This is a genomic window from Acidovorax sp., assembly GCF_016783915.1.
Lineage (GTDB): Bacteria > Pseudomonadota > Gammaproteobacteria > Burkholderiales > Burkholderiaceae_C > Acidovorax.
In genome coordinates this window covers 18,547-31,902 of the sequence record NZ_JADHVT010000018.1, presented here as the reverse complement: position 1 = coordinate 31,902, position 13,356 = coordinate 18,547, and the positions used below count along the sequence as shown (strand labels likewise).

Sequence of the window (13,356 nt, the reverse complement as noted above, 5' to 3'; positions counted from 1 at the left end):
CCACCGGATTATTGCCCTCCTTATGTCCAAAGCCCAAGCCACCAGCGCCGACTCTGCGCCGTCCCACAACCAGCTCGACACCAAGGCCCAGGCCTGGTCTGCGTTGTTTTCTGAGCCCATGAGCGACCTGGTCAAGCGCTACACCTCCAGCGTTTTCTTCGACAAGCGCCTGTGGCAGGCCGATATTGCGGGCAGCTTGGCGCACGCTGAAATGCTCGCCGCGCAGGGCATCATCAGTGCCGAAGACCACGCCTCCATCCAGCGCGGCATGGCGCAGATCACGTCGGAAATCGAGTCCGGCGCCTTCGAGTGGAAGCTGGACCTGGAAGACGTGCACCTGAACATCGAAGCCCGCCTGACGCAGCTGGTGGGCGACGCAGGCAAGCGCCTGCACACCGGCCGCAGCCGCAACGACCAAGTGGCCACCGACGTGCGCCTGTGGCTGCGCGGCGAGATCGACCTGATCGGCGACCTGCTGAAAGAACTGCAGGTGTCGCTGGTCGATGTGGCCGAGCAGAACGTCGAGGTGATCCTGCCTGGCTTCACCCACCTGCAGGTGGCCCAGCCTGTGAGCTTTGGCCACCACATGCTGGCCTATGTGGAAATGTTCAAGCGCGATGCCGAGCGCATGGCCGACGTGCGCCGCCGCACCAACGTGCTGCCACTGGGCAGCGCGGCCCTGGCCGGCACCACCTACCCGCTGGACCGCGAGCGCGTGGCCAAGACGCTGGGCATGGTGGATGCGAACGGGTCCCCAGTGGTGTGCCAGAACAGCCTGGACGCCGTGAGCGACCGCGACTTCGCCATCGAGTTCACCGCCGCGGCCAGCTTGTGCATGGTGCACGTGAGCCGCCTGTCCGAGGAACTCATCATCTGGATGAGCCAGAACTTCGGCTTCATCAAGATCGCCGACCGCTTCACCACCGGCTCGTCGATCATGCCGCAGAAGAAAAACCCCGACGTGCCCGAACTCGCGCGCGGCAAGACCGGCCGTGTGGTCGGCCACCTGATGGGCCTCATCACGCTGATGAAGGGCCAGCCCCTGGCCTACAACAAGGACAACCAGGAAGACAAGGAGCCGCTGTTCGACACCGTGGACACGCTCAAGGACACGCTGCGCATCTTCGCCGAGATGGTGGGCGGCCAGTTGAACCCCGCCACGGGCAAGAAAGAGGGCGGCATCACCGTCAACGCCCAGGCCATGGAGCAGGCTGCGCTCAAGGGCTACGCCACCGCGACCGATCTGGCCGACTACCTGGTCAAAAAGGGCCTGCCCTTCCGCGATGCGCACGAAACCGTGGCCCACGCCGTCAAGGCGGCCACCACCCATGCGTGTGACCTGTCGGAGCTGCCCCTGACCGTGCTGCAGGGCTTTCACCCCGCCGTCGAGAAGGACGTGTACGAGTGCCTGAGCCTGCGCGGCTCGCTCAACGCCCGCAACACCCTGGGCGGCACGGCCCCCGCGCAGGTGCGTGCCCAGCTGGCGCGCCACCGCGCCCGCCTGGCCTGATCTTTACACCGCCTCTTGACCCTCTACCCTGGAGCTTTTTCATGACAACTTCCCGCCGCAGCCTGCTGTCCCGCCTTGTGCGCACGGGTGCCTTTGTAGGGGCCGCACTGGCCGTGGGCCTGGCGTCCGCCCAGCAGGCCAAGCCCATCCGTCTGCTTGTGGGTTTTCCTCCCGGTGGTGGCACGGATGCCATCGCGCGCACGCTGTCCGAGAAGCTCAAGGATGAGCTGGGCCAGCCCGTGGTGGTCGAAAACCGCCCTGGCGCGGGCGGCCAGATCGCCGCGCAGGCACTCAAGGCCTCGGCGCCCGACGGCACCACGCTGTTCCTCACGCACGACCACACCATCTCCATCCTGCCCCAGGTGGTGAAGAACCCCGGCTACGAACCCGCGCGCGACTTTGTGGCGGTGGGCGGTTTTGCCACGTTTGTGAACGCGTTTGCCGTGTCGGGCGGCACGCCGGCCAAGTCGTTCACCGAGTACGTGCAGTGGGTCAAGACGGCCGGTGGCGGCAAGGGCGCGGTGGGTATCCCTGCACCAGCTTCCACGCCAGAGTTTCTGGTCAAGCTGATCGGGCAGAAGTACCAGCTGGACCTGGTCTCGGCACCGTACCGGGGCAGCGCCCCCATGATGGCTGACATGCTGGGCAACCAGATCAGCGCGGGCGTGGCTTCGGTGCAGGACTTCATGGAGAACCACAAGGCGGGCAAGGTGCGCGTGGTGGGCGTGCTGGGCACCAAGCGCCAGGCCTCCATGCCCGACGTGCCCACGTTCGACGAGATGGGTCTCAAGGGCTTTGAAGACCTGCCGTACTACGGCATCTACGCACCCACCGGCACGCCGCAAAAGTTCATCACCGATTTCTCTAACGCGCTGGCCAAGGTGGTGGCCCAGCCCGATGTGCGCGAGCACCTGACCGCCATGGGCCTGACGGTGGGCTACATGTCGCCCCAGCAGCTGGCCACGCGCGAGAAGGCCTACACCGAGGCCTGGACGCGCATCATCAAGACCAGCGGGTTTGTGGCGCAGTAAGGGCCGTCGAGCGGGCGGCGGGTCATACACCTGACCGCCGCCCGGATTCGCAGCGCGGGCGGTGCGTCCCCTGAGGGGCCTACGTGAGGCCCTTGCACTGACCGACCTGGATGCCATCCCAGCGGCCAGCCCCAGCGCATTCGGTGCTGGCCGGTCTGCACAGACCATGGCACCATCCGGCACCCATCCCGGACCTCATTCATGCCCACCAGCCGCCTCCCTTCGAACTGGATCCATCACCGGTACCTGCCTCTCGCGGTGGGTGTTTGCAGCAGCACACTGGCCGCATTGCTGGCCTGGGTGGTCATCGATATCTCTCACACCAAGGCACGCGCAGAGATTGCTGCGCAGGCGCAAAGCCATCTGCTGCAGATTCGCGACCGCCTGGACAGGCAATTGCAGAGCACGCTCTCTGTGCCCGAAACGGTGTCCGCCTTCATTGCCGCACAAGGCAGCATGTCGCCCGACATCTTTGCCACCGTGGTGGGCCGTCTGCTGGAGCACCAGCGCAATATCCGCAACCTGGCCCTGGCGCCCGACAACGTCATCAGCGATGTGTACCCGCGCGTGGGCAATGAGCGAGCGATTGGCCTGCGGTACCTGGACAACCCGCAGCAGCGTGGTGCGGTGGAGCGGGCCATCCAGACCCGCCGCACCGTCGTTGCGGGGCCCATTCCGCTGGTGCAAGGGGGGCTCGGCATCATCAGCCGCACGCCGGTTTTTCTGGCCCACCCGCCGGGGCGCGCACCTGTGGGCGGGCCCCGTTACTGGGGCATTGTGTCGCTCACCGTCAATGCCGACACCCTGTTCGCCGACGTGGGCCTGAACTCCGACCAAATGGGTTTTCAGGTGGCGGCACGTGGCCTGGACGCCATGGGTGCGCAGGGCGCGGTGTTCATCGGCCGCCCCCAGTTGTTCGACGAGGAGCCGGCCACGCTCGATGTGCCCTTGCCGGGTGGCGGCAGCTGGATCCTGGGCGCGGTCCCCACCGGTGGCTGGGGGGCAGCAGGCCGTGCACCCGCGCTGGTGGTGATGCTGGCCTACGCGTTCGCGCTGGTGCTGGGGCTGTTGAGCGCTCGGCTGGTGCGCGCCCACCAGCAGGTGCTGGCGCTGGCCAGCCATGACCGCCTGACGGGGCTGCCCAACCGGCGCCTGTTTGAAGACCGCTTGTCGCAGGCGGTGCTGACGGCCTACCGTGACCACCGTGCGGGCGCATTGCTGCTGGTGGACCTGGATGGTTTCAAGGCGGTCAATGACAGTCTGGGGCACGGCAGTGGCGATCAGGTGCTGGTGCGTGTGGCGCAGCGTCTGGCCGGGCTGGCCCGTGCCAATGACACCGCCGCCCGCCTGGGCGGCGACGAATTTGCATTGGTGCTGAACGCTGTGGCGTCCCCGGAGGCCGCCATGGAACTGGCCCACAAGGTGCTGGCAGCGCTGGTGGCGCCCATCGGACTCGACAGTGGCCAACACGTGCTGACTGGCGCAAGCGTTGGGGTCGCTTTGTTCCAGGGCCCTGCTGTGGAATCCATGCCCGCGCTCATGGACCGGGCGGACCGGGCGCTGTACACCAGCAAGCGCAGCGGCAAAGGGCTGGCCACATTGGCCGAAGCCCCTGGATCTTCAGAGTTGCCGCAAGAGACCCCATCGCCATTGGCGTGAGAAGCGTGTTTTGCATGGAAATCAAGCAAAAATAGCTGCAGGCACTAGTACATAAAGCGCTGGCAGCTATATTTTTAGGAGCGTTTGCTGCCACGGGGTCTGTCGTGCAGCCCCGCAACCCGGTCACAGCATGGCCGTGCGCTGCTGCTCGGCGCGCGATGCGCCAATGGCGGTCTCCACGTTCTTGACCTCCTCGGGCGGGGGCAACACGGCGGGCATGCCCAGGGCCTGGATGGCGAGCTCGCGGCACCAGCCCTTGGTATGGTACAGGTGGTGGTCCTCGTCTTTTTCCACGGCCTTGTGCGCCACCTTGAGGGTGTGGCCCACGTCGCCTGTGGCCACCTTGGCGACCTGGCCCAGCAGCTCCCAATTGGCGTGGTCCTTGGTCTCCGCGTGCACCACACATTCGCAGGCCACCAGCTGTGCGGCGTCGGGGCTGCCAGACTTTTTGGCCAGTTGCATGGCCTGCACCAGGGACGTGCCAATGTGCTTGACCACGGCCCGCGTGGGCGACTGCGTATCAGGGTCCAGGCCCAGCGCATCGCAGATGCCGCGCACCACGTTCTGGTGTGCCAGCGTTTCTTCCAGGTAGCCTTCCCATTCCTTCTTCAGGTCGGGGTTGATGGCGCAGGTGAGGGCAGTGCGGTACACCTGCTCGCCGCCGAGTTCAGTCTCCATCATCTGCAGGACCAGGTCGTCGAGTTGATGGCTGTCGTAGTGGCTTTTGGGCATGGGGGTCCTTGGGTGTTTGGTGGGGGTGAGGGGAATGTGCGCAGGCGTTCATGCAAGGGTGCGCACCTTGGGTTCGCGCTCCCACTGGCGGGTCTGGGCGGCGGCGATGAAGCCTGGGGCGTCTGCCGGGTCCACCACACCTGCGTCGGGCTCGATGCCACCCGCTCGCAGGATGGCCTGGGTGCCCTTGCAGGCGGCAATCGCCTTGAGGTGGCCGAACGCGTCGCGGAACCAGTCCACAGCCGCCGCCTCTTTGGCCAGTAGTGCGCCCATGTCGGGCGACAGGATGGAGGCCACGGCGTCAAACACCACCGATGGCGTGCCCGCCAGCTGGCCGTCGGCGGGCAGCAGAGTGCCATCTTTCAGCACGGCACCGCCCACCTTGGGCGCCACGATCTTCACGGTGGCGCCAACCTTTTCCAGCGCCTTGCGCAGGTTGGCCACCGAGGCACCGTTGGACCCATCGGCCACCAGAATGCCGATAGAGCGGCCCTGCAGTGTGGGCTTCATGCGGTCGATGATGCGCAGGGCGGGCGACAGGGGCAGATCCTGCACGGGCTCGGTGGTCGCAGGGGCGGAGGGTAGCGTGTGCAGACCCAGGCCATCGGCCACGCGCTGGGCAAGTTCTGGGTCCACATGCAGCAGGTGGCCCACCACGGCTTCGCGCACATGCGGGGTACCCACCTTGGACAGCTCGAACACCAGCGCCGATGCCATGTGGGCTTGCTCCAGAGGGCTCTGGCTGCGGTAGAACATGCGGGCCTGGCTGTAGTGGTCTGCAAAACTCTCGGCGCGCACGCGGCCCTTCACGCCATCGTCGGCCTGCGCGAAGTGGCGAAAGCCTTGTGCCAGCGATGCGCGTGGCGTGTCGCCCTGCAGGCTGCTGGGTTCGTAGTTGACGCGGCCCTTGGGCACCTGCATCTGCATATGGCCGTCGCGCTGCATGTTGTGGAACGGGCACTTGGGTGCGTTGATGGGGATCTGCGCAAAGTTGGGCCCGCCCAGGCGCGACAGCTGCGTGTCCAGATATGAGAACAGGCGGCCCTGCAGCAGTGGGTCGTTGCTGAAGTCGATGCCCGGTGGCACGTTGGCGGGGCAAAAGGCCACCTGCTCGGTCTCGGCAAAAAAGTTGTCGGGCCAGCGGTTGAGCACCATGCGGCCAATCGGCTGCAGGGGCACCAGTTCTTCGGGGATGAGCTTGGTAGGGTCGAGGTGATCGAACGGGAAGCTTTCAGCATCCTGCTCGGTGAACAGCTGCACCGAAAGCTCCCACTCGGGAAAGTCCCCCGCCTCGATGGCTTCGAACAGGTCGCGCCGGTGGTAGTCGTTGTCGGCCGATTGCAGCTTCACCGCCTCGTCCCACACGGTGGACTGGATGCCCAGCTTGGGCCGCCAGTGGAACTTCACAAAAGTGCTCTCTCCCGCCGCGTTGAGCAGGCGAAAGCTGTGCACGCCAAACCCTTCCATCATGCGCAGGCTGCGCGGGATGGTGCGGTCGCTCATGGCCCACATGATCATGTGCAGGGTTTCAGGCATCAGCGAGACAAAGTCCCAGAAGGTGTCGTGCGCGCTACCTGCTTGCGGAAAGCCCCGGTCCGGCTCCATCTTCACGGCGTGTACCAGGTCCGGGAACTTCATCGCATCCTGAATGAAGAACACGGGGATGTTGTTACCCACCAGGTCCCAGTTGCCCTCGGGCGTGTAGAACTTGACGGCAAAGCCGCGCACGTCGCGCGGTGTATCTACCGAACCCGCCCCACCGGCTACGGTGGAAAAGCGCGTGAACACCGGGATTTGCACACCGATGTCGGTCAACACCTTGGCGGTGGTGTATTTTTTGAGCGAGTGCGTCAGCTCAAAAAAGCCATGGGCTGCCGTCCCTCGTGCATGCACGATGCGCTCGGGGATGCGTTCATGGTCAAAGTGCGTGATCTTCTCGCGCAGGATGAAGTCTTCCAGCAACGTGGGGCCGCGCGGCGCAGTGCGTAGCGAATTCTGGTTGTCGGCGACCGGGATGCCCTGCTGGGTGGTCAGCACCGGGTGTTTGCCGCCCGCCTGCTGCTGCAGCTCGCCCGCGTTGCCGCGAAAGTTGTCGGACTGGGTGGATGAGGGCAGGGCGGACGGCGACTTGTGGGCCGCGCTGCGCGAGTTAGGGGGTCGTGCCATGGGCGCTCCTGGGTGGTGCGTGGGATAAAACGAAGCCACCATCTTTGGTCGCCCAGCGAGCGCAGCGGGTAGGACATGGCCCCATCGGCGCGTCGTCGGGTGCGGGTGATGGCGGGTCCCGCGGCCGATACGTAAGTGCTTGCAACACACACCCGGCCGACATGGCACTTTGTTACGCTTGCCGGTTCCTTCGGAGGGGATAGCGTGGACGCAAAAAAATGGATGTTGGCCGCCAGCCTGACTCTGGTGGCCTGGGGGGCCCAGGCCCTGCAGATCACCAGCTTCTCGCCCCAGGGCGAGGTGGCGCGTGTGCGCCAGGTGGTGGCCAAGTTCGATACTGCTGCGGTCAATTTTGGTGACCCCAAGGCGCCCGCGCCCCTGAGCCTGAACTGCAGCGATGCCAGCGTCACCAAGGGCACGGGACGCTGGACCGGCGAGCGCGAGTGGGTGTTTGACTTTGAGCGCGACCTGCCGCCGGGCGTGCGTTGCACGGCCAGCGTCAAACAGGGCTTTAAATCGGCCGCTGGCGTAGAACTGACGGGCGCCAAAAGCTATCAGTTCAATAGCGGCGGACCGTTTGTGCAGAACCTCCGCCCCAGCACCTACGATCAGATCGACGAGGAGCAGTTTTTTGTGCTGTTTCTCAATGGCGCTGCCACCACAGCCAGCGTGCAGAGCAACGTGTGGTGTACGGCCGAAGGCGTGGGCGAGCGCATCCCCGTGCGTTTGATCGAGGGCGCCCAGCGTGCCGAAATCCTCAAGGGCCTGGGCCTGGAGAAAGACGCCGCACGCGAGCCTCTGGCTTTTGCCACGCTGGCCTGCAACCGCCGCTTCACCTCGGGTTCGCGCATGCAGATCGTGTTCGGCAAGGGGGTAGCCACCCCCAGCGGCGTCGCCAACACGGTGGAAAAACGTTTCGACTTCAAGGTGCGTGAGCCGTTCTCGGCGGAGTTCAGCTGCGAGCGCGAAAACGCCCAGGCGGCCTGTCTGCCGATCCGCCCCATGATGTTGTCCTTCAATGCGCCCGTGCCGCGCAATCTGGCGGCGGCCATCCGCTTGAAATCTGGCAAGGAAACCCTCAAGCCCCAGATCGATGGCGGCGCAGAGGGCGCCCAGGCCGATGCCCTGGTCAACAGCCTGCAGTTCAACGCGCCGTTGTCCGAAAACACGGCCTTCACCATCGAGCTGCCCAAGGACTTCAAGGACGCCTCGGGGCGCCCGCTGCGCAATGCCGACAACTTCCCGCTCAAGGTGTCTACCGGCGGCATGCCGCCGCTGGCCAAGTTTGCGGCCGCGCCCTTTGGCATCGTGGAACGGTTTGCAGAAGGCCCCGCGTCGGACAACCCGCCTGCGTTGCTGCCCGTGACGCTGCGCAACGTGGAGGCTGCCCTGCGCGTGCAGGGGCTGCAAGCGGGTGTGGCGACAGCCACCGTACCGGCTGGCAAGGTGAGCACACTCAAGCCCCGCACCGACGCAGACATCATTGCCTGGTTCCGCAAGGTGCAGCGCTATGACAGCTATGTGGTGGATCGCAAGCAGGCGCGCCAGGACGTGACCGGCCCTCTGCCCAAGGTGCTCGACAACGACAAGGACTACGTGCAGTCACGCATGCTGTCGCTGCTGGCAGGCAAGGGCGGTGTCAAGACGCTGGACCTGCCCAAGCCCGCGAGCAACGACCCGCGCCCGTTCGAGGTGGTGGGCATTCCCCTCACACCCGGCTTCCATGTGGTGGAGATCGCGTCGCAAAAGCTCGGTGCCTCGCTGCTGGACGACCGCCATGGCGAAGGCCGCATGATGTACGTGCGCACCTCGGCGCTGGTGACCAACCTGGGAGTGCATTTCAAGCTGGGCCGAGAAAACGCGATGGCCTGGGTCACCACGCTGGACAAGGGCCAGCCCGTGCAGGGCGCCACGGTGCGCGTGTCGGACTGCAGGGGCAATGAGCTGGCGCAGGCCGTGACCGACGCACAGGGTATTGCCCGTGTGGAGGGCCTTTCGTCCGAACCCCCCGGCTGCAATTCCAATTCTGAGGACGAGGTCGGCCAGTCGTACTTTGTGAGCGCACGCCACAAGGGCGCGGATGGCGTGGAGGACATGGCCTTCACCTGGAGCGACTGGCAGCGCGGCATCGAGCCCTGGCGCTTCAACGTGCCCGCCAGCCGGGCTCCCGCGCCTGACGAACGTGCCCACACCATCTTCGACCGCACGCTGTTCCGCGCTGGCGAAACCGTGTCGATGAAGCACGTGCTGCGCGCCGAAACGCGCCAGGGATTTGCTCTCTCAGCCTCGCGCCCCGACACCCTCGTCATCACCCACCTGGGCAGCGGCCAGCAGTTCACCCAGCCCCTGGTGTGGCGCGGCACGGCCACGGGGGGGCTCAGTGCGCAAAGCACCTTTGCCATCCCGCCCGCCGCCAAGCTGGGCGTGTACCAGGTCGAGCTGGGAGGCAACGGCACGGTGAACGGCAGCCTGGCGTCGGGCTCGTTCCGCGTGGAGGAGTTCCGCCTGCCGGTGCTGGAAGGGCGCATTGCCCCGGTCGAGAAAAAGGCGCTGGTGCGCGTGCGCTCTGTGCCCACCGACGTGCAGATCAACTACGTGGCCGGCGGTGGCGCCGCCAACCTGCCGGTGCGCGTGTCGGCCCTGGTGCGCGGCAAGTCCCTGCAGTTCAGCGACTACGACACGTTCAGCTTCAACCCGCCCCGCAAGCGTGAGCAGAGCAACGCCGGCAGCGACGACGAAGAAGCCACCGCCAGCCAGGATGCGCGCGTGATCGCCGACAAGCTGCCACTCACCCTCGACAAGAACGGTGCAGGCAAGGTCACCATCGACAACGTGCCCCAGGCACGCCAGCCGCAGGAGCTGCTGCTGGAGGCCACTTACGCCGACCCCAATGGCGAGGTGCAGACCATCCGCAGCACACAAGCGCTGTGGCCTGCCGGTGTGGTGGCGGGCATCAAGACCGAGGGCTGGGTGTCTGCGCGTCAGAAGATCCGCTTCCAGGCCCTGGCGCTGCAGCACAACGGCAAGCCCGCGGCCGACACTTCGCTGCAGGTGCAAGCCATGGCCCGCATCACCACCACCACGCGCAAGCGCATGGTGGGTGGCTTTTACAGCTACGACAACCAGACCGACACCAAGGATCTGGGCACGCTGTGCAGCGGCAAGAGCGACGCGCGCGGCCTGCTGCTGTGCGAATCCAAGCTCGACGAAGCGGGCGAGGTGGAGCTGGTGGTCACCGCCACCGACAAGGACGGCAACACCAGCGTGGCTGCCTCGTCGGTGTGGGTCACGCGCCAGGGCGAGCTGTGGTTTGGCGGTGAAGACCACGACCGCATCGACCTGCTGCCCGAAAAGAAGAGCTACCAGCCTGGCGAGACCGCCAAGTTCCAGGTGCGCATGCCGTTCCGTTTTGCCACCGCGCTGGTGGCTGTGGAGCGCGAAGGCATCATCGAAACCCAGGTGGTGCAGCTGAACGGCCAGGACCCCACGGTGAGCCTGAAGGTGCAGCCCGACTGGGGGCCGAACGTGTACGTGAGTGTGCTGGCCCTGCGCGGCCGCCTGCGCGAGGTGCCGTGGTACAGCTTCTTCACCTGGGGTTTCAAGGCGCCGCGTGAGTGGTGGGCCTCGTTCTGGTACGAAGGCAAGGAATACCAGGCGCCTACGGCGCTGGTGGATTTGTCCAAGCCCGCGTTCCGCCTGGGCCTGGCCGAGATCCGCGTGGGCACAGCGGCCCATCAGATCGACGTGAAAGTCACCACCGACAAGGAAAGCTACGCCGTGCGTGGCAAGGCCCAGGTCACCATCACCGCCACGTTGCCCGGTGGCAAGCCCGCGGCCAATGCCGAGGTGGCACTGGCCGCGGTGGACCAGGCCCTGCTGGAGCTGATGCCCAACACCAGCTGGAACCTGCTCGAAGCCATGCTGCAGCGGCGCAGCTGGGGCGTGGAGACGTCGACGGCGCAGATGGAAATCATCGGCCGACGCCACTACGGCAAGAAGGCCGTGCCCGCTGGCGGTGGTGGGGGCAAGTCGCCCACACGTGAGTTGCTGGACACCCTGCTGCTGTGGGAGCCCGCGCTCAAGCTCGACGCCAACGGCCAGGCCAAGGTCACGGTGCCGCTCAACGATGCATTGACCACCTTCAAGATCGTGGCGGTGGCTGACGCATCTACGGGCCTGTTCGGCACCGGCAGCACCAGCATTCGCGCCACGCAAGACCTGCAGATCATCAGCGGCCTGCCGCCGCTGGTGCGCGAGGACGACCAGTTCCGCGCGCAGATCACGCTGCGCAACACCACCAAGGCCGCCATGAAGGTCGAGGTGGCACCGCGCGCCACACTGCTGGACCTGAAGCCACAAACCATCGACATCCCGCCTGGAGAGGCGCGCGAAGTGGCCTGGGACGTGACGGCCCCCGCGCAGCTGGCGCAAACCCGCGCTGAGGCCATCCTGTGGGAGATTGAAGCCAAGGACCAGGTCAGCGGCGCCCGCGACGCCCTCAAGGCCCGCCAGCGCATCGTGCAGGCGGTGCCGCTCACGGTGCAGCAGGCCACGCTGGTGCAGGTGGACGGTAGCTACAGCCTGGACGTGAACCCACCCGCCGATGCATTGCCCGGCCGGGGCGGCCTCAAGATGTCGCTGCAGCCCAAGCTGGCCGAAGGCCTGCCTGGCGTGCGCGACTGGTGGGCTCGCTACCCGTTTGCCTGCCTGGAGCAAAAGACCAGCAAGGCCGTGGGCCTGCGCGACGGAGCGTTGTGGCAGACGGTGGTGGCGCAGTTGCCCACCTACCTCGACAGCGATGGTCTGGCCAACTACTTCCCGCCGCGTGATGGCGACGGGAACCGGGGCAGCGACACCCTCACGGCCTATGTACTGGCCGCCACGCACGAAGCCGCCAGCATCAACCCCGCGTTTGCCTTGCCCGATGAAGCCCGTGCGCCCATGGAGCGTGGCCTGATCGCGTTTGTGGAGGGCCGCATCCAGCGCAACTTCTGGAGCCCGCGCAAGGACCTGGACATGCGCAAGGTGGCCGCGCTGGAGGCGCTGTCGCGCTACGGCAAGGCCCAGGGTCGGATGGTGAGCAGCATCACCATCGCGCCCAACCAGTGGCCCACGCACACGGTGATCGACTGGGTCAACATCTTGAAGCGCGTGGCAGATGTGCCCGAGCGCGACAAGCGCCTGGCCGAGGCCATGCAGATCCTGCGCAGCCGCCTGTCGTTCCAGGGCACCAAGCTCATCTTCAGCAACGAGCAGGACGACTACTGGTGGTGGCTGATGCAAAACGGCGACGTGAACACCGCGCGCCTGATGCTCGCCGTGATGGACGACCCGGCGTGGAAGGACGATATGGGTCGCCTGGCCAACGGCTTCATCAGCCGCCAGCAGGCGGGAGCCTGGCACACCACCACCGCCAACTTGTGGGGTGGGCTGGCGTTGGAGAAGTTCAGCGCCAAGTTCGAGGCTGTGCCGGTCTCAGGCTCCACCAAGGCCAGCATGGGTGGCAACACCGCCAGCGTGGACTGGAGCAAGGTCGAGCGCGTGAAGGCATCGGACGCCACCGGCGCCCCCAACCAGATCACCTGGTTTGGTGCACCCGCATCGCCCGGCAACCTCAAGAACAACGGCATGTTCCTGCCCTGGGCATCCGGCGCGGGTCGGGCGGGTGGCAAGGAGCAGCTGGCCGTCACGCACCAGGGCCCAGGCAAGCCCTGGCTCACGCTGCAGTCGGTGGCGGCCATCGATCTCAAGGCGCCGTTCGCAGCGGGTTATGCGATCAAGAAGACCATCACCCCCGTGGAGCAGGCCAACAAGTCGCTGCCCGCCGGCCAGTACACGCGGGGCGACGTGCTGCGCGTGACGCTGGAGGTCAACGCCAGCGCCGACATGACGTGGGTGGCCATCACCGACCCCATCCCGGGCGGGGCCACCATCCTGGGCAGCGGCCTGGGCCGCGATTCCGAGATCGCCACGCAGGGCGAAAAGAAGAGCGGCGCAGGCTGGCCCGCGTTCGAGGAGCGCAGTTTTGAGTCCTTCCGCAGCTACTACGAGTACTTGCCCAAGGGCACGGTCAAGATGGAGTACACCGTGCGCCTGAACAATGCGGGCGACTTTGCACTGCCACCGAGCCGGGTCGAGGCCATGTATGCGCCCGAGATGTTTGGCGAGTCGCCCAACGCACGGGTGAAGGTGCAGGTGGCCAAATAAGCCCCAACGCCCCAACGCCCCAACGCCCCAACGCCCCAACGTCGCCATGCA

General features: G+C 66.2%; 6 protein-coding genes. 4 read left to right on the top strand and 2 right to left on the bottom strand.

Annotation, left to right across the window (positions count from 1 at the left end; translation table 11 throughout):
- Positions 1–22 precede the first annotated feature (22 nt).
- From argH to ISS20_RS06005, 3 genes are all read left to right on the top strand, one after another.
- The gene (argH, locus tag ISS20_RS06015) at positions 23–1,510 is read left to right on the top strand and encodes an argininosuccinate lyase (protein ID WP_291434702.1); all 1,488 of its coding nucleotides are present in this window, start codon (positions 23–25) and stop codon (positions 1,508–1,510) included.
- A 41-nt stretch (positions 1,511–1,551) separates the two neighbouring features.
- Positions 1,552–2,541: a Bug family tripartite tricarboxylate transporter substrate binding protein gene (locus ISS20_RS06010; protein ID WP_291434700.1), complete on the top strand. Its 990-nt coding sequence runs from the start codon at positions 1,552–1,554 to the stop codon at positions 2,539–2,541.
- Positions 2,542–2,742: 201 nt separating this feature from the next.
- On the top strand, positions 2,743–4,200 hold the full coding sequence (locus tag ISS20_RS06005; RefSeq protein WP_291434698.1) for a diguanylate cyclase: 1,458 nt from the start codon (positions 2,743–2,745) through the stop codon (positions 4,198–4,200).
- A 123-nt stretch (positions 4,201–4,323) separates the two neighbouring features.
- Here the strand turns inward: ISS20_RS06005 and ISS20_RS06000 are convergent, their stop codons facing one another.
- The gene (locus ISS20_RS06000; protein ID WP_291434696.1) at positions 4,324–4,932 is read right to left on the bottom strand and encodes a hypothetical protein; all 609 of its coding nucleotides are present in this window, start codon (positions 4,930–4,932) and stop codon (positions 4,324–4,326) included.
- A gap of 48 nt (positions 4,933–4,980) precedes the next feature.
- Positions 4,981–7,098 carry a catalase gene (locus ISS20_RS05995; protein ID WP_291434694.1) on the bottom strand — a complete coding sequence of 706 codons (2,118 nt, stop codon included), beginning with the start codon at positions 7,096–7,098 and terminating at the stop codon, positions 4,981–4,983.
- Positions 7,099–7,320: 222 nt separating this feature from the next.
- Here ISS20_RS05995 and ISS20_RS05990 point away from each other — a divergent pair, with 222 nt between their 5' ends.
- Positions 7,321–13,305, top strand: a complete 5,985-nt coding sequence (locus ISS20_RS05990; RefSeq protein WP_291434734.1) for an MG2 domain-containing protein — start codon at positions 7,321–7,323, stop codon at positions 13,303–13,305.
- Positions 13,306–13,356 lie beyond the last annotated feature (51 nt).